This window comes from Aeromonas enteropelogenes (genome assembly GCF_000819845.1).
Classification (GTDB): Bacteria; Pseudomonadota; Gammaproteobacteria; order Enterobacterales; family Aeromonadaceae; genus Aeromonas; species Aeromonas enteropelogenes.
Genome location: NZ_CDCG01000011.1, coordinates 190,652 through 207,914 on the forward strand (window position 1 = coordinate 190,652; position 17,263 = coordinate 207,914).

At 43.5% G+C, this 17,263-nt stretch carries 16 protein-coding genes and 1 pseudogene; all 17 read left to right on the top strand.

Features of this window, described 5'->3' with window-relative positions:
* Positions 1-2,268 carry a hypothetical protein gene (locus BN1123_RS04310; protein ID WP_042025535.1) on the top strand — a complete coding sequence of 756 codons (2,268 nt, stop codon included), beginning with the start codon at positions 1-3 and terminating at the stop codon, positions 2,266-2,268.
* Between the two features lie 24 nt (positions 2,269-2,292).
* Positions 2,293-3,552 carry a glycosyltransferase family 9 protein gene (locus tag BN1123_RS21250; RefSeq protein ID WP_156130354.1) on the top strand — a complete coding sequence of 420 codons (1,260 nt, stop codon included), beginning with the start codon at positions 2,293-2,295 and terminating at the stop codon, positions 3,550-3,552.
* A gap of 12 nt (positions 3,553-3,564) precedes the next feature.
* A complete protein-coding gene (locus BN1123_RS20695) occupies positions 3,565-5,427 on the top strand; it encodes a glycosyltransferase family 9 protein (protein ID WP_082037460.1) in 1,863 nt (620 codons plus the stop codon).
* A 17-nt stretch (positions 5,428-5,444) separates the two neighbouring features.
* Positions 5,445-6,344, top strand: a complete 900-nt coding sequence (locus tag BN1123_RS20700; protein ID WP_082037461.1) for a methyltransferase domain-containing protein — start codon at positions 5,445-5,447, stop codon at positions 6,342-6,344.
* A 16-nt stretch (positions 6,345-6,360) separates the two neighbouring features.
* The gene (locus tag BN1123_RS20705) at positions 6,361-7,536 is read left to right on the top strand and encodes a glycosyltransferase family 2 protein (RefSeq protein WP_082037462.1); all 1,176 of its coding nucleotides are present in this window, start codon (positions 6,361-6,363) and stop codon (positions 7,534-7,536) included.
* Positions 7,537-7,563: 27 nt separating this feature from the next.
* Complete coding sequence (rfbF, locus tag BN1123_RS04325; RefSeq protein ID WP_042025539.1) at positions 7,564-8,337, top strand: glucose-1-phosphate cytidylyltransferase; 774 nt, start codon at positions 7,564-7,566, stop codon at positions 8,335-8,337.
* Positions 8,298-9,401: a CDP-glucose 4,6-dehydratase gene (gene rfbG, locus BN1123_RS04330; protein ID WP_082037463.1), complete on the top strand. Its 1,104-nt coding sequence runs from the start codon at positions 8,298-8,300 to the stop codon at positions 9,399-9,401. The genes rfbF and rfbG overlap by 40 nt, the downstream gene beginning before the upstream one ends.
* On the top strand, positions 9,398-9,961 hold the full coding sequence (locus BN1123_RS20710; protein ID WP_082037464.1) for a dTDP-4-dehydrorhamnose 3,5-epimerase family protein: 564 nt from the start codon (positions 9,398-9,400) through the stop codon (positions 9,959-9,961). The genes rfbG and BN1123_RS20710 overlap by 4 nt, the downstream gene beginning before the upstream one ends.
* A complete protein-coding gene (locus tag BN1123_RS04335) occupies positions 9,958-11,181 on the top strand; it encodes a class I SAM-dependent methyltransferase (protein WP_042025541.1) in 1,224 nt (407 codons plus the stop codon). The genes BN1123_RS20710 and BN1123_RS04335 overlap by 4 nt, the downstream gene beginning before the upstream one ends.
* On the top strand, positions 11,178-12,299 hold the full coding sequence (locus tag BN1123_RS04340; protein ID WP_042025542.1) for a DegT/DnrJ/EryC1/StrS family aminotransferase: 1,122 nt from the start codon (positions 11,178-11,180) through the stop codon (positions 12,297-12,299). The genes BN1123_RS04335 and BN1123_RS04340 overlap by 4 nt, the downstream gene beginning before the upstream one ends.
* Complete coding sequence (locus BN1123_RS21255; RefSeq protein ID WP_156130356.1) at positions 12,286-12,975, top strand: GNAT family N-acetyltransferase; 690 nt, start codon at positions 12,286-12,288, stop codon at positions 12,973-12,975. The genes BN1123_RS04340 and BN1123_RS21255 overlap by 14 nt, the downstream gene beginning before the upstream one ends.
* Positions 12,976-13,002: 27 nt before the next feature.
* Complete coding sequence (locus BN1123_RS20715; protein ID WP_082037465.1) at positions 13,003-13,773, top strand: cephalosporin hydroxylase family protein; 771 nt, start codon at positions 13,003-13,005, stop codon at positions 13,771-13,773.
* A gap of 111 nt (positions 13,774-13,884) precedes the next feature.
* On the top strand, positions 13,885-14,172 hold the full coding sequence (locus BN1123_RS04345) for a hypothetical protein (protein WP_042025544.1): 288 nt from the start codon (positions 13,885-13,887) through the stop codon (positions 14,170-14,172).
* Positions 14,169-14,846: an SDR family oxidoreductase gene (locus BN1123_RS20720; RefSeq protein ID WP_082037466.1), complete on the top strand. Its 678-nt coding sequence runs from the start codon at positions 14,169-14,171 to the stop codon at positions 14,844-14,846. The genes BN1123_RS04345 and BN1123_RS20720 overlap by 4 nt, the downstream gene beginning before the upstream one ends.
* The gene (locus tag BN1123_RS20725) at positions 14,846-16,141 is read left to right on the top strand and encodes a class I adenylate-forming enzyme family protein (RefSeq protein WP_082037467.1); all 1,296 of its coding nucleotides are present in this window, start codon (positions 14,846-14,848) and stop codon (positions 16,139-16,141) included. Before BN1123_RS20720 ends, BN1123_RS20725 begins: the two co-directional genes overlap by 1 nt.
* A gap of 416 nt (positions 16,142-16,557) precedes the next feature.
* Positions 16,558-16,809: pseudogene (locus BN1123_RS21995) on the top strand (methyltransferase domain-containing protein); the annotation flags it as partial.
* A gap of 164 nt (positions 16,810-16,973) precedes the next feature.
* The coding region (locus BN1123_RS04355) for an IS5/IS1182 family transposase (protein WP_042025546.1) at positions 16,974-17,263 on the top strand (290 nt) is incomplete at its 3' end.

Sequence of the window (17,263 nt, forward strand, 5' to 3'; positions counted from 1 at the left end):
GTGATGAATTATCTATCTGAATTAGATGGCGTTCTGAAAGTGCAGCCGATCCGTGCAGTTTCATGTGATGTATTCGATACCTTGATCTTCCGTCACGCAGGAACCGTCGAGCAATTCTGGCGGCAGTTGGCCGAGCAGGCCTATCACTCTGGGCTGCTATGCAACGATGATCCGGACGCTTTTGTCGAATACCGGAAAGAGGCTGAGGCGATGGCGCGGCGTCAGATGATGGAGCGAGAAGGTCACAGAGAAGTACGATTGGAGCACATCTATGCTTGCTGGCCCAGCATGCAGGGGAAGCCGTTGGCTCAGTTGGAACAGCAGCTGGAATACGATAACTGGCGGCTTAATTCTGTACTGGTCGATTGGCTAGTCAACCAGCAACAGAGCGGCTTACCGATCGTGTTACTCTCCGATATGTATTTACCTGCCAGCCTGTTACAGCGCTTCTTCAGTGCCAAGGCTCCGCAGCTGTTGTTACATAGGATCTATGTTTCTGGCGAATATCGGGCCAGCAAACAGGATGGTGGCTTGTATCAGCGTCTGTTGGCTGAGCAGCACTGGCAGCCCGCATCAGTTTTGCACATCGGGGACGACAAGATCACCGACCTGCAGATGGCAAAAGCCTCTGGGCTGAGTGCCTTTCATGTTGGCTTAGGGGATGATTACCTGGCGCAATTGAAATACGAGCAGCGCCTGTTCCCTCTTGCCATCCCTGGCTTGGAGCGGTTGCGGCGGCAATGGCGCTGGCTGAGTGATGGCACGGCCAATTCTGGATTAGCTAGTCGTGTTTATGCGCCGGTTCTCTACGCTTTTGTCCGCTGGCTCATCGTGCGCTGTCAGCAACAGGGGATCACCACTCTGTTCTGCCTGTTGCGCGAAGGCGATGTCATCGCGCGTCTCGTGGCGCAAATTCCCGGACACAAGCTGGCTGTCAAGACGCTGGCAGTCTCCCGTCGTTCCAGCTTTTTACCCAGTCGAGAGTGGTCGCTGGAGCTTGTGCATCAGCTCTGTCAGCGCCGTGGATATACGCTGACTGAGTTGCTTGAGGATCTGGGGTTGGCATGCCCTGAGAGCTGGGTAGCGCAGCAGCATTGCACCCTGTCGGAGCTGGTACAAACGCCGCTCTGGTGTGAGGTGCTGAGCTGGTTGGAAACTGTCCAGCCGCAGATTGTTGCCCACTTGCAGCAACAGCGGCAGTGGCTGCTGCAATACCTGGTGCAACAGGGGGTAACAAACGCCCCTGAGATCGCCATACTCGATTGGGGATGTGGTGGCAGCCTGTTGCAAAATCTCCATCAGCTGGCAGGGCTGGATGATGTCACCTATTTCATGTTCTATGCCAGTCAGCGTGCGAGCCGAGTGGCACTGCGCCAAAAACTGCAAGTTTTTCAGCCTGCGGAGTGCAAAGCATGGGCATCTCAACTGGCCGCCTATCCGGAAGTGAGCGAGATTCTGATTAATGGTCCGCTCAGCTCGACCCGAGGCTACCAGTTGGCGGCGGATGGCCAGATCTCGCCCATGCTGGTGGCTCAATCCGAGGCGGCGATCCGCGATCAGCAATCGCGCGAGGTGTTTATTTGTACTCTGTTGGCATGGGGGGCTCGGGCATCCGAAGCTGGCTGGATGGCTGCGGGGCCGTCACGCGCCGAACGCCACTACCTAGTAGCGATTCTCTATCGCCTGATTCTCTACCCGATGTGGCAAGAAGCTCGTCTGCTGGCCGATTTACCGCTACCGATGGCGCCGGGGCGTAGTCAACCGCTGTTGCCGTACTGTCAGATGCTTGCGCTTAAAGAACGAGTTCATTCAGGTGAGCAGGCATATCAGCTGTCATTGGACGGCACGGATCCAATTTTGCGCTGCGTGGCCTGGTATCCGGGACTAGTGGCATTGGCTTTCCCTGATCAATTACAACTGTGTGGTGAATTGGCTGCCTATCAGGATGATGAGAAAGTCGCTCCGTTGTTGCTGCAGAAATTACAACAGTTAGGTATTACCCAAACTGCATTATATGGCGCTGGTGAATTGGGATTGAAAGTATACGAGTATTTAAAATCACATGGCATCAATATTGAGCATGTCATAGATCAGAGAGCAGAATTCAATAGTTTTTGTTTAGGTGATAACTTGGTTATTTCATTAGATGTAGCAAAAGGAATGGGTGTTGCAACATTTGTGGTTGCATCAAGGGCATTTCGCTCTGAAATAATCGAGAAAATTAATGAAAGCTATGGTGTTACACCGGTTTTGGTTTTGGCTGTTTAATATAACAACTTAAGGTTTTGAGGTATGACTTACACGCTTCAAAGTTACTTGGCTCCTATTCCAAATATCATTAGTTCGAACATTGCCGAACAGTTGGATTCACATCGTTTCCAAAGTAAAACCATCATTCTTGCACCTCATTGTGAATTAGTTTTTAATGCATTATATCGAGGGATGTTCTATGGATTCGATGTGATCGGTGCATTAGATCGAGATCCATTAAAAATAGGTGGTGTTGGGAATGGCTTATATGTTTATCACTATGAAGAATTACCGTCGATAAATCCTGATTTTGTCGTTGTTATGAATGTAAAGTATCATGATGAAATAATGGGTTATTTATCTGGAATTTGTAATAAGCACCAAATAAAACTTATTGACTTATGTGCCTGCTACAATGACAGAACATTTCGGTCTCAATTAGCTAGCGAACTAGACTGCAGGAATGTAAAATATTTGAGACCTGGGTGTATTGGTGTTCCAGATTATATTTCACATGATATTTCTATGCGTGTTGAGGTTGTTGTAGAAACGGGGTGGGGGTTAGGTGATAAGATTTGCGCCATGAGCGCTGCAAGGGAGTTTGCTAGAAGAAATAAAAATTTAACTGTTTGCTTTAATGGTTTATATAAAATAGTTTCATTATACGATGATGATATTATTCACGTTGGGTGTGGTGCTTTTCCATTGCCTGAAAATTATTTTTTATTTCATAGGGAAAAAGAATCCTCGCCAGCAGGAAATTACTTAGGTACTTATTATCTTGGTTTGGGTATGGACTTTGATGAGTTACCAAGAATTGAACTGCCAGACGTACCTGTCCTAGACGGGTTAATACCTGGTGGATATATTGCGTTACAACCAACGTCAAATTGGGCGAAGCCAAATCTCGCAATTGAATCTCTCGTTGAGATAATAAATAGTGCGCCATTACCTGTTATCCTGACCGGATGGTATGTTCCCGTTAATTCTCGCGATTCCGCTCTCATTGCTGAGAGTGAGTTGATGAATAAACAATTGCTTGATGCAGGTGCTAATGGTGATTTTATCAACGATGAGTTATCTATGTTAAGTATTATTAGGCATGCACGATGTGCTGTAACGCCCAGATCGGCAACAGCACACATCGCCTCAGCATACAATGTTAACTCGATTATTCTTGTCCCTGATGATGGTGAAAATTGGCACTTGGACTATCCCGGTTGGGATCATCATAGATTAAGAATTCAAGATGAACATGTTGCTATAAAAGTAGTAGACAGACTTGTTTCAATTATTTTATGAGCATTGTGTGGCATGAAGAAACTTCTGGCTGTTGTTAAAGTTTATTATTTTAACAGTTTTTTAATGAATGCATATTTATCAACATGGCCATCTGATTGGCACTATTGCATAGTTCCTGCAAATGATCACAAATCAAATAAAAATCACTTTTTGATTCGTGATATCACAATGGCGAATGCTGATATTGTGAGCGAGGATGATTTATATGATTACATTTCCAGAAGAAAGACTGAGTTTGAACTGTTTTTGGCTGTTTCTGATGATAGCTTAATGGCTATTCCCAAATTGAATGATATTGAACAGTTAATGTCATTAGGGAATGCAATTGCCACATTTCATTTTTCCTGCGGTGAAATAAAGTCTGATGAGGTGTTTAGCCCCAAAAAATACGTTACACCAGATAATTTCTTGGCAGGAGTAATATTAAAACAAGATTTTTTGTTTGACTATATTGATGATGTGATGCGCTCAAATAACCGTTGGCTTGGGCATGCAGTTGCATTAAAAGCGTACCAAAAAAGACACAAACTGATTGCATTTAGAGATGGGGATAATATTTTACCCTGTTTAAGTCAGATATCAGGTGTTCATGTTAAACATAATCGATCATTAATATATCCAATATTATTGGCTTATCAGCCTGAAATTAATGAGCTTGGTCTTGGTAATGAGAGAGTTTTGCAGCGGATATCTGATTTAGTCGCTTGCGTCGATATTGATGAATATGAAAAAGGAATAATTGACGAACATCTTTCCAATCTGACTAGGTGGGCAATCTCATTCTCACAGTTTTCTCATGCAAAGTTCAAAAATGATAAGATCAATCTGGATGGTAAGAAAGTTGTTATATTTAAGGTTGAATGTATTGGTGATGTGGTTACTACAACCCCCTTTTTTGATGCCGTGTTGAATAGTAATGCGAAAGAGATCGTTCTAGTCACAACAGAGGCCATGCGAAGTATTTTTGAGTGTGACAGCAGGTATTCAAAAATAATATATCTCCCAATAAATAGAAAAAAATCGCGCTTTTCAAAAGAGTTGTATAACTATCTAGAAGCGGACATAAGATCTCTTAAGGAAGAGTTATCTGAATTTGAAGTCGCACTATTTCCTCGCTATTGTGTGGATACAAACTTGTATCGGTTTGTTTCTGTTATGTTGGGCATAAAGGAAAGGCTTGGTTTGTCTATTGATCCGGTGGCCTTAGAGTTTAATATTCTTTATGACCGAATGATGACAAAAAACTATAATCCACCGTATGAGCTACATGAATCTGAACGGATGTTATGGTTTGCTAACCAACTTGGTTTGGATACCGAAAACATTAATAGACTCAATATTGGTATTGCTGCAAATAATTCATCATCAAATTACTTGGTTGTCGGACTTGGTGCCGCAGGCCAAGACAGAAGATGGCCTAAGGAAAATTATGTTTCCTTTATTAATCTGCTCAGCAGAGAATACTCTAATATTGAGGTGAAGCTACTGGGGGGAGAAGATGTCGTTGATGATGCAGATTATATTTCAAACCATACAAATGCGATTAATTCTGTTGGTAAGATTTCATTAATGGATAGTGCTCTTATTGTCTGTGGATCAAAAATGTATATTGGTCATGATAGTGGTTTAATGCATATTTCTGCCGCAGTCGGCGTACCAATATTAGAGATATCAAAACATCCCATGACTGGATATTTATGGCACGCGAACTCAAGTAAACGATTTGGTCCATGGGGTGTAAAATATACTTGTGTGCAACCAGTGATTGGTTTAGAGAATTGTGTGCGTTCGTGTAAAGAAACACAAGCGCATTGCATTTGTGAAATAACACCTGAACAGGTGTATAAACACTTTGTTTCTTTATTTAATGACTGATGTAGAGAGGATTTTCTATGAACCATTTAAACAATAACTGCCCAGGTGGCGAGCCTAGTAAATCTCATGCGAGACGTGTAACGCAGGGGTTTTATGATAAATACCTTTCTGGCTCAAATATTCTTGATGTTGGTGGCGGGATGGGGCCCGCAATTACACCTTGTGCCAAGATAATTGATATCGGCTATCCGGGTTATGATGGTTTATCTCTTCCATTCGAAAATGCTAGTCAGGATGCTGTTTTTTCTAGTCACTGTCTTGAGCACGTAGATAATCCTGTTGTAATACTGAAAGAGTGGTTCCGCGTGATTCGTGTTGGTGGATTCATTGTTTTGACTGTTCCTCACCACTATTTATATGAAAGGAAAAAAAGTCTTCCTTCGCGCTGGAATGCAGACCACAAGCGATTTTATACACCAGCATCACTGCTCGCAGATGTAGAAATTGCTCTCGAACAAAACACATACAGAGTGCGCTCATTATTGGATAATGATTCTGGATTTGATTATACTGTTAATAATTTAGAGCATGCTGTTGGGTGTTATGAAATAGAATTGGTTATTGAGAAGATTGCAGAAAAACCACTTATAGATATCAATTTTACGAGTTTGATTGAGAGAATAAAATCCAACAACACAGACGGTGGGCTGGCTATGTGTGGAGCGGGTGATATAGGGGTTGAGGTTTTAATCTCACTAAAGAATGCAGGCGTAAATGTAGATGTCATATGCGATAAAAGCAAGAGGTGCTTGCAATACCAGAATATATCACTAGACGTAAAAAGTATCGAGGATGCGATTAGCTTGGGTTGTAATAAATTCATTGTCGCTTCGCAGGCATTTAAATTTGATATACAAGCTGATATTGAACGGTTACACGGTGATCTGGATGGTCTTTATTTATACTTTATTGATTAAAATTTAGGTCGATACTATGGAGTGCAAGCCGAAGGTTTCCATTGGGATTCCGGTGTATAATGGTGAAAAAACTTTATCAAAGTGCATCGAATCTATTCTTTGTCAGTCATATAGTGATTTTGAGTTGATAATTGCTGATAACAGTTCTACTGACAAAACACAAGAAATTTGCCAAGCGTATAGTGCTAGTGATAAAAGAGTTAAATATGTGAGGCATGTAAAGAATCATGGCGCTGAATATAATTTTCGATTTGTGCTTGAAAACTCAGTTGGTGAGTATTTTATGTGGGCTGCAGTCGATGATACGAGGTCTCCTGATTTTTTAGAAGAGCATGTCGATTTCTTAGATAGAAATCCATCATATGTATCGTCGACATCGTCAACAACATTTGATGGTAAAACAGCGCCAGAAGATATGATGGGGGACTGGGGATTAGCGCAAGATAAAATTACTTTAAGAATGTTGAAGTTTTTTTCTTGTTGGCATGCCAATGGACATTTCTATGGTCTTCATAGAAGAGCATGTGTTATAACATGGCCTGAAATATATGGTGATGGTTTCCATGGCGCTGATTGGACACTCGTCATGCATTTAGCATCTCTAGGGAAAATTCATCGTTCTAATCGTGGATGGGTTAAATTGGGGGCTTTTGGTGTCAGTGCCAAGCGAAATTTGTTTGCGAGTTATAGAAAAACAAAGTTGGATTATTTAATTCCATTTAACCAAACATCACTTAAAGCGCTAAAAATAACTAGTGATGCGTCGGGTATTGAGTTTTTGGCCTTGGTGTGGAAACTGTTTAAGTTTAATATTAATGGGTTTAAGGCACAACTTGAGCATGACTTATGGGATCGGCGTGTTAGTAACGTCATACATCAGCTTAATTTGAATAATCAGTACAGTGTCCCTTTTGCAATTTGTGGTGCGGGGGTCATTGGTCAGCGTCTGTATGGTAGTTTGAATGATAAGAGTATCGAACCGCTATTATTTACCGACAAGGGTATGTCTGGGAGGTCACTTGCATTTGATGGCAAAGAGGTCCCAGTTGTTACCATAGCATTAGCAATGGAGAATGGTTTGAAAAACTTTATCATTGCATCTAAAGAATACGCGAGCGATATTGAGTCTGAGCTTGAATACGAAGCAGGACTGCGCAATCTTCAACTTAATATAATAAGACTTTTTGGGTGAATTATTAATGACAAGGTGGGTGCTGTTATGAAAGCCATTATCCTTGCTGGTGGTTTAGGAACTCGGATCAGTGAAGAGTCGCATCTTCGACCTAAACCGATGATTGAAATTGGTGGTAAACCGATCCTTTGGCATATTATGAAAACATATTCACACTATGGTGTTAATGATTTTATCATATGTCTTGGTTATAAGGGGTATGTGATAAAAGAATACTTCGCGAATTATTTTTTACATATGTCAGATGTCACATTTGATATGCCGAATAATCGCATGGAGGTACATCATAACCATGTGGAACCCTGGCGGGTGACGTTGGTTGATACCGGTGAAGATACGCTTACCGGTGGACGATTGCGACGCGTCGAAGAGTATGTGAAAGGTGAATCAGCTTTTTGCTTTACCTATGGCGATGGTCTCAGTGATGTTGATATCGGAAAATTGATTGAGTTTCACCATAGTCACGGCAAGCTAGCGACCGTCACCGCTGTTTCACCGCCTGGACGTTATGGAGCTCTGACTCGGCTCGGAAATATGGTGACAGGTTTTTCTGAAAAACCCCGCGGTGATGGGGGGGTGATTAATGGCGGTTTTTTTGTGCTTTCTCCAGATGTGTTCAAGTTGCTGGATAGCGACCACTGTAGTTGGGAAGGAGAACCTTTGGTTGCGTTAGCCGATATGTCGCAATTGATGTCATTTGAGCATCAAGGTTTTTGGCAGCCGATGGATACGTTGCGCGAAAAAAATCAGCTGGAGGAGTTATGGACCAGTCACAAGGCTCCTTGGAAGGTTTGGGAATGAGGCGGGGTCTCGATGCATCCTTTTGGTCGGGAAAGAGAGTCCTTGTTACCGGACATACGGGGTTTAAGGGTAGTTGGTTGACGATGTGGTTGCATCGCCTCGGGGCTGATGTAACAGGCATTAGCTTGCTGCCCCATTCAACGCCGAATCTGTTTGATGCTGCTGAGGTCGCGAAGATCTGTCGACACCATGTCTGTGATGTCTGTGCACCGGAACATTTTGTGCCACTGGTTCAGGAATCGCAACCTGAAGTGGTATTCCATCTGGCGGCGCAATCATTGGTGCGCAAAGGATATCGTGAGCCTGCGCGGACTTTTGAAACCAATCTGATGGGCTCCGTGTATCTATTAGAGGCGCTCCGTACGTTGGACTCGGTTAAGAGCGTTGTCATGGTGACCACGGATAAAGTCTATTACAACTTAGAGTCCATCTGGCCATATCGCGAAACTGACCGCTTGGGAGGGCATGATCCTTATAGTGCGAGCAAGGCAGCTAGCGAACTGGTTATCACCAGCTATCGTGATGCGTTTCTGGCTGCTCAAGGCGTTGCGGTTGCAACCGCTCGAGCAGGCAATGTTATCGGTGGGGGGGATTGGTCTGCAGATCGTTTGATTCCTGATGCGGTACGGGCCTGGCAAGCCGGTCAGTCATTAGCCATCCGACGCCCCGAGGCGGTCCGTCCATGGCAACATGTCTTGGAACCTGTAGCGGCCTATATAGTTTTGGCACAACGTCTGTATCAAGAGCCTCGATTGGCTGGTGCTTATAACTTTGGTCCTGATAGCCGGGATGCAGCGAGCGTGGAGCAGGTGCTGAATCTAGCGGCTCTCAGCTATGAGCTCAGTCATAAGGCTTGGAGTTTGGTGGGTGAACTTGGCCCTCATGAAACCAGTTGGTTGGCGCTGGAAACAGCCAAAGCGCGACACACACTGAACATATCGCCACGGTGGTCATTGTCGCAGGCCGTTGAGCAGACCATGTGTTGGTATCGCGATTGGTATCAGGGAGCGTGTGCTCGAGATTTGTGTGAGCAACAAATTAAAGCCTACGAGGCTCAGCTATGAGTCGTTTTACCCTATTGTCCGAACCATTGCTTGGCGCCAGATTGTTGCAGCGCGAAGAGCATGCTGACTCACGCGGTGCCTTGAGCCGACTCTTCTGTGTCGAAGAGCTGTCTGTTCTGGGGTGGGGGCCGTGTGTGGCACAGATCAATCTGACATGCACGTCCCGCTGCGGCACTATTCGGGGACTTCATTTTCAGCATCCACCGTATGCCGAGAAAAAGTTGGTCACTTGTCTCCGGGGGCGAGTTTGGGACGTGATTGTCGACATTCGGGCTGGTTCGCCGACGTTTCTGATGTGGCACGCGGAGGAGCTTTCGGATGAGAACCACCGTTCTTTGCTGATTCCAGAAGGTTTTGCGCACGGCTTTCAGACCCTAAGTGATGAAGTCGAAATGCTCTATTGTCATTCGACGGCCTATGTTGCAGCCGCAGAAGGAGGACTCTATCCACTGGATCCGTATCTTCAGATTTCGTGGCCGCTGCCGATAACGGAATTCTCTGCACGTGATCGCCAGCATCCTGCGTTAAACGACAGTTTTCAGGGGATAATAATTCGATGAAATGCCGACACTGCGGTACTCCGTTGCTTCATAGTTTTCTCGAACTGGGCTTTGCCCCGCCATCTAATGCGTATCTGTCTGTCAGCGATCTATCCCGACCAGAAGTAACGTTCCCGTTACGCTTGCTAGTGTGTGACCAGTGCTGGTTGGTTCAAACTGAGGATTTTGCTTCAGCAGATCAGCTTTTTTGTGCAGATTATGCATATTTTTCAAGCACATCGACCAGCTGGCTAGCTCATGCCGCCCATTATTGTGCGCGCATGATTGACGAATTATCTCTGACGCCCAAGAACCATGTGGTTGAGATTGCAGCCAACGATGGTTATCTACTCAAAAACTTTGTCGCGGCTGGTATTCCTTGTCTCGGGGTTGAACCTACCGCTGCTACGGCGACTGCGGCTGAATTGCTGGGTATCCCGATCATCCGGGAGTTTTTCTCTGCCAAATTGGCAGAACAGATGCGTCAATGTGATCAAGGTGCAGATCTATTGATTGGCAACAATGTCCTAGCCCATGTTCCCGATATTAATGACTTTTGCGGTGGTTTGAAGCACCTGCTTAATCCTGGTGGAACCTTGACTCTGGAGTTTCCTCATCTGCTGCAGCTATTGCTTCAGGTGCAGTTCGATACGGTTTATCATGAGCATTTTTCATATCTGTCACTGCAGACGGTGCAGCGGATTTTGGTTTCAGTTGGTCTGAGAGTGTTCCACGTCGAATCATTAGCGACCCATGGTGGTAGTTTACGGGTATTTGCCTGCCATGCCGATGAACAACGACCGGTTAGTGCGTCAGTCGCTGAGTGCTTGCATCAAGAGGTGGTGGCTGGATTACATCAGTTGAACATCTATAAAGGGTTTCAATCGCAGGCGGACAGAGTCAAAAATTCACTACTTTCTTTTTTATTAGCACAGCAGCAAGCGGGAACAATGGTGGCTGCCTATGGTGCTGCCGCTAAAGGTAATACCTTGTTGAACTATGCTGGTGTTCGTCCCGATCTGTTGCCCTATGTTTGTGATGCGGCCTGTTCAAAACAGGGGCGATTTATGCCTGGGAGCCATATTCCAATTTTGCCGCCGGAAGTTCTGATGGCTAACCCACCAGATTTTGTACTGATTTTACCTTGGAATTTGGCTGATGAAATCGGTCTCCAACTGGAGCCCCTGAGGGCCGCAGGAACTCGTTTCGTCGTCGCGGTTCCGCGTTTGGAGATCCTATGAGTGAGCGTATCTTATATACCAAACCTTCTATCACCGAGCTAGAAATTGGCTACGCCACCGATGCTGCGACTAATGGTTGGGGAGAACGCTGTTACGAGTATATTGACCGTTTTGAACGGCTGTTCCGTGAACATCTGGGGGTTAAATATGCTATTGCCACGTCAAGTTGTACCGGGGCCTTGCATATGGGGATGGCCGCGCTGGGTATTGGTGCTGGCGATGAGGTGATATTGGCGGATAGTAACTGGATTGCCAGTGTCGCTCCAGTGGTTCATTTGGGTGCGACACCAGTATTCGTCGACATATTGCCTGATTCTTGGTGTCTGGATCCTGAGTTAGTTGAGGCGGCGATCACGCCACGTACCAAAGCCATTCTTGCTGTGCATCTGTATGGCAATCTTTGCCACATGGCGCAATTGTTAGCCATTGGTGAGCGTTATGGTATTCCGGTGATTGAAGATGCCGCGGAGGCGATAGGTTCTGTGTACCATGGACAGCGCGCTGGCTCTATGGGGTTGTTCGGTGCCTTCTCGTTTCATGGGACCAAAACCCTGACTACAGGGGAAGGTGGCATGTTTGTTACCAATGATGCGGAACTCTACGAGCGTGTTTTGACTCTCAGTAACCATGGCCGTGCTCGTGGACAATTTCGTCAATTTTGGCCTGAAACTGTAGGTTATAAATATAAAATGTCGAACATCCAGGCTGCGATAGGCTGCGGACAGGTAGAACGGATTGAAGAACTAATCGCTCGTAAGCGAGAGATATTGAATTGTTATCGGGAAGCATTACTACCTTATTCTGGTCTGAGTATGAATCCTGAACCCGATGAGGGAATTAATGGTGCTTGGATGCCGACTGTTGTATGGCCATCAACGATTGGAATTAATTGCGAGCAAGTTCAATCGGCATTTCGTGCTGCTAACATTGATGCTCGTGTATTTTTTTGGCCTTTGTCATCATTGCCAATGTTTGAAAAGAAAAAAGACCATACTATTGCCTATGGCATGGCTGCAAGATCTATTAATTTACCGAGTTATCACGACATGTCTCTATTCGAAGTTACGAAAGTGATAAATGTAATTAAGGATGGGTTTAGACAGCATGGAAAAATATGATTTCTTAAAGTGCAAAGAAAATTCTGAAGCCGGCCAGCATTTTTCTTTACCTGTTTTTGACTGCTCTGGCTTGAAAATGGCAGATCTGATCTGTGTTGATAAGTATCTAGCTTCTTCTGGAGAAATTGTTTCCCTTTTAACTCAATGGCGAGCGAATACGCAAGAGAACTTTTTTACTCAATTTCATGTTACAGAAGAAAGAACCGCATCGTGGCTTAAAGAAATTGTAATCCCATCAAAAGACCGGATCTTGTTCTTGATTAGATTGGAGTCGGGGGAGTGGGTTGGCAATTATGGTGTGTGTAATATGGGAGATCATGGTGGAGAGTTAGATAATGCCATTCGAGGTCGGCTGGGGGGCGCTCCAGATTTAATGTTCTACTGCGAAATATCTTTATTGTCGTGGTTGTTTGGCGTGTTAAATTACCATGATGTCTGGTTGCATGTTTTTTCAAACAATGTGCCCGCCATCCTGTTGCATAGAATGACGGGCTTTTCCGTTTTAGATAGAATGGCTCTGGTTAAGTATTGTGTCGATGGGAATGTTACTTATAGTGCGCATGTTATGCGTACGGACGGAGTGATTTATGAGAAATTTGATTATATGAAAATGGCTATGACTCGGGATTTTTTCTATGAAAATCATCCTTGGGTATTAAGGAGATATTCTGTTTGAAATGTTTGATGTATTCAGGGGGGGGTAATGATGGAATTCAATTGTGAAAGAAAAAAATTTATTCAATTAATGAGCAAAGATTCTCAGTGTCAAAAGCTTGCAATGGATTTTCATCGATTAACGGCACCATTTAAATACAGTTATAATTTTTCATATATGGGCCGTCCAATTATCCAATATCCGCAAGATGTTATGGCCATGCAGGAATTAATCTGGAGAATCAAACCTGACTTAATTATTGAAACAGGTATTGCTCACGGTGGCTCGTTAGTATTTAGTGCATCTATGCTTGCACAACTAGATCTGTGCGATGCAATTGAACAAGGCAATGTATTTGACCCTTCTAGGAGTCAACGTAAAGTACTTGGAATTGACATTGATATTAGAAGCCACAATCGAACCGCAATTGACGCACATCCCATGCGCTCATGGATCGAGATGATTGAAGGCTCCAGTATTGAAAGGAAAGTCATAGATAGGGTTTATGAGTTTGCAAAAAAATTCAAAAAAATATTGGTATGTTTAGACAGTAACCACACACATGAACATGTCCTTGCTGAGCTGAAGGCTTATGCATCACTGGTCAGTGTTGATAGTTATTGCGTAGTATTTGATACTATTGTTGAAGATATGCCTGAAGATGCATTTCCCGATCGCCCGTGGGGAAAGGGTAATAATCCCAAAACTGCAGTTAAAGAATACTTGGTCACAGATAGTTGCTTCGAAATCGATGAGGAGTTGCAAAATAAACTATTAATTTCAGTCGCTCCAAATGGTTTTCTTCGGCGAGTCTGTTAGGGCAACAGTTATTATGCTTGTAACTATTATGACGATTATATGTTGGCAAGCATTGTTGTTGCTTGCCTAAATATGATTTAGTTCTCAATTCACATCCTACAAGGTATATCTATGTCCTCCGTCGAATCCGTTAAAATTGAGGTGTTCAGTCAAATTTCCCAACAGCTTGAGAATTCGTCACTGATAGTGACTGATGATATGCCGTTAATAGGCGGCGGAAGTGTGTTGGATTCTATGAAGTTAGTCGGACTTTGCCTTGCGCTTGAAGACAAAGCAACAGAAATAGGATTTGATTTCGACTGGACTTCTGATGCTGCAATGTCACGTTCTCGTAGCATGTTTAGGACTGCTGGTTCGTTGGCAGCTGAATTTATTAGTCAAATGGAATCGAAGATATGATTGTCGTCACAGGGGCTAGCAAAGGATTAGGTAGAGCTATTTGTGATCGTTTGATTGAAAAGAATATTGATATATTTGGGCTGGCAAGGCATGTCGATGAAGTACCTTTTCCATCTATGAGCTGCGATGTTTCATCTTATGAGAATGTAAAGGCGGTCGTACAGCGGCTGAAAAAGGATGGAGCTAAGGTTACTGGTCTTGTAAATGCGGCGGGTATTGCATCAATGAACTTAGCTGTAACAACACCGCCAAATGTTGCTCAAAACATTATAAATACGAACTTGTTAGGTACCATTTATTGTTGCCAACTCATTGCGCCACTAATGCTAAGAAATAAAATGGGTTCGATAATCAACTTTTCAACTATTGCTGTCGCTTTGGGTTTAAAAGGCGAGTCAATTTATGCTGCATCCAAGGCTGGGGTAGAAGGCTTTTCACGATCGTTTGCGAGAGAGATGGCGGACTTCAATGTAAAAGTAAATTGTATTGCGCCTGGGCCCATTGATACGAGTTTACTCAAGGGTATTACGACTGAACAAATCAACAAAATCGTATTGCAACAAATTATTCCTAAACAATTTAATTCAGAATCGGTTGCTGATTTAGTTGAACTATTAATAGATGGACGTAGTGATTCTTTGTCTGGTCAAGTCTTACATGTCGGTGGTGTATAATGGAATTATTAGAAAAGCTTGGTGGAATATGGCACGGCATCGATTATCCGTTCCTCATTCATAAGGGAGACGAATTACGATTCTCAGAGATAGCCAATCAAAGTCCAATTGACTTAAGTGATGTCCGTAAAGGTGATGTCGTTGCCCTAATCGGAGATTTTAACCCGTCTTCGATTCTTGCGCTATTAAGACTGATTGATATTGGTGTTATTCTTGTTCCGCTAACCATTGAAACAAAACATGAACATGAATACTTTTTTGAATCTGCTCTCGTAGATGTGGTTATAGAGGGTGATCAAGTTCAACGTCGCTTACACAATCAAAAACATGACTTCATTGAGAAACTAAGAACATTGGGACATGCTGGACTTGTTCTGTTTTCTACTGGAACTACTGGGCGTCCTAAGGCAATTCTTCACAATTTAACACTATTTCTTAAACGTTTTGAAACTCCCCGGCCTACGCTTAGAACAATTAATTTCCTGCTCTTTGATCACATCGGCGGGATCAATACGCTATTACATACCCTATTTAATAAAGGGGTTGTTATTGCCCCAGAGTATCGAACCGTAGAGTCCATACTTGAAACATGTCGTAAGTTTGATGTTGAAGCACTACCAACAACACCAACGTTTTTAAGAATGATGTTGATGAGTGGCGCTGTTCCTGGCAATGTTCCTGATTGTCTCAAAGTTATTACTTATGGCACGGAACGAATGGATCAGGCAACGCTGGATGAACTTTGTAAGTTACTTCCTAACGTTGATTTTAGGCAAACCTTTGGTATGTCTGAGCTTGGCATTCTTCGTGTTAAATCTGAGGCCAGAGATAGCATATATATGAAAATAGGTGGTGAAGGTGTAGAAACTAGAGTTGTCGATGGTGTTCTTCATATACGCTCGAGTTCACGGATGCTTGGGTATCTGAATGCTCCTTCGCCATTTGACGCGGATGGTTGGTATGATACTAAGGATGTTGTAGATGTCAGAGACCAATACTATAAAGTAATTGGACGTGTAAGTGATGTGATTAATGTCGGTGGTCTTAAATTCATGGCGAGCGAAGTTGAACGTGTTGCGCTTGAGTTTCCAAATGTTTCACTAGTCAAAGCAATGCCTAAACAGAATCCAATAACCGGACAGCACGTTGAACTACTTGTTCAACCCACGACAGAAGGTGCTGTTGATAAAGTGGCATTGATGGAGTTTTTTAAGGAAAGATTACAGCAGCATATGGTGCCAAAGCGTATCTGTATTGGTAGTGTTGTAGTTGGTCATAGATTTAAAAAGGCTTAGTGTGTATCTAAACCTGATTCATGTACAAGCTCTTAAGAAAATACATAAATTAAAATACCTTCTAAGATACTGTTTTGTCTATATTTTCTCTGCTTGGTTCGGTGAGCATTTTTTGACAGAAAATCTACAGCCTATTACAGCCACGCCCTTATTTCACTTTCATGTTGGCTCGGAAATGGTGTTCACGTTGAATCAAAATCGGTATTCATGAGCGGTCGGAATATGTAATGAAATCTACAACAATATTTTCCTTTCCAATTCTGACTATCTGAAGGCAGAATTCAGCCCAGGATATAGAATTGTTCTTGAACATGCCGAAGTTATTCGGACTGTTGGGGAAAAGCATCTTGATTATGGCTGTGGAATTGGATTCATTATTGGCCTATTAGGATCTAAGTTTTTTTGGAAAAGATTTTTATGGGGTTGATGTGAGTTCAGTTGTTTTAGACATAGCTAAGGGCAGAGGAATTTGTTCCAAAAAGTTATTTTTATTGCAGAATCAAACTATTCCTTCCCCGGATGATTGTTTTGATCTAATCACTTGTTGTGATGTCGTGGAGCATCTTGATCTGGATGATATCTTTCATTCGTCATCTGAACTGATAAACAGAGTCTTATCTCTAAATGGAGTTATTCTATTAAATTTTTCAACTCGATCTGCAGGTTAGCTGGATTTAAATAGTGAAAATCTATATAGAACCGTAAAAGATGCTGGATTCTATTCATCGTTGTTTAATCTTGAACTGCGTTGTTGCCCAAATCGGTACAGCTTGAATGGAACTAACTGAGGACTTGGTGATCTGATCACCACCATCCTCTTCAAGTCTGCATCATGGGCACGTCGCTTCACCCCATCACCAACTGGCCTAAATACAACAAGTCGTTGATTAATCGTGGTTCACTCACCTTCTGGGTTGATGCCGAGGCCATGAGCAACTGGTTTCACCACGACCATCATGGGCGGCGGGGCCGCTGCCAGCTTTACACCGACCAAACCATCGCCACTTTCCTGATGCTCAAGGGGATTTTCAACCTCACTTTGCGAGCAACCCAGGGACTACTAGACTCCCTGTTCGAGTTGATGGATGTGCCGTTGTGCGCCCCGGACTATAGCTGTGTCAG

Bases quoted from the DNA above. Each gene is read 5' to 3' on its own strand.
- BN1123_RS20725 (WP_082037467.1), top strand. From the start codon at position 14,846: ATGGAATTATTAGAAAAGCTTGGTGGAATATGGCACGGCATCGATTAT.
- BN1123_RS20705 (WP_082037462.1), top strand. From the start codon at position 6,361: ATGGAGTGCAAGCCGAAGGTTTCCATTGGGATTCCGGTGTATAATGGT.
- BN1123_RS20695 (WP_082037460.1), top strand. From the start codon at position 3,565: ATGAAGAAACTTCTGGCTGTTGTTAAAGTTTATTATTTTAACAGTTTT.
- rfbG (WP_082037463.1), top strand. From the start codon at position 8,298: ATGGACCAGTCACAAGGCTCCTTGGAAGGTTTGGGAATGAGGCGGGGT.
- BN1123_RS20715 (WP_082037465.1), top strand. From the start codon at position 13,003: ATGATGGAATTCAATTGTGAAAGAAAAAAATTTATTCAATTAATGAGC.
- BN1123_RS21250 (WP_156130354.1), top strand. From the start codon at position 2,293: ATGACTTACACGCTTCAAAGTTACTTGGCTCCTATTCCAAATATCATT.
- BN1123_RS04340 (WP_042025542.1), top strand. From the start codon at position 11,178: ATGAGTGAGCGTATCTTATATACCAAACCTTCTATCACCGAGCTAGAA.
- BN1123_RS20720 (WP_082037466.1), top strand. From the start codon at position 14,169: ATGATTGTCGTCACAGGGGCTAGCAAAGGATTAGGTAGAGCTATTTGT.
- BN1123_RS04345 (WP_042025544.1), top strand. From the start codon at position 13,885: ATGTCCTCCGTCGAATCCGTTAAAATTGAGGTGTTCAGTCAAATTTCC.
- rfbF (WP_042025539.1), top strand. From the start codon at position 7,564: ATGAAAGCCATTATCCTTGCTGGTGGTTTAGGAACTCGGATCAGTGAA.
- BN1123_RS04335 (WP_042025541.1), top strand. From the start codon at position 9,958: ATGAAATGCCGACACTGCGGTACTCCGTTGCTTCATAGTTTTCTCGAA.
- BN1123_RS20700 (WP_082037461.1), top strand. From the start codon at position 5,445: ATGAACCATTTAAACAATAACTGCCCAGGTGGCGAGCCTAGTAAATCT.
- BN1123_RS20710 (WP_082037464.1), top strand. From the start codon at position 9,398: ATGAGTCGTTTTACCCTATTGTCCGAACCATTGCTTGGCGCCAGATTG.
- BN1123_RS21255 (WP_156130356.1), top strand. From the start codon at position 12,286: ATGGAAAAATATGATTTCTTAAAGTGCAAAGAAAATTCTGAAGCCGGC.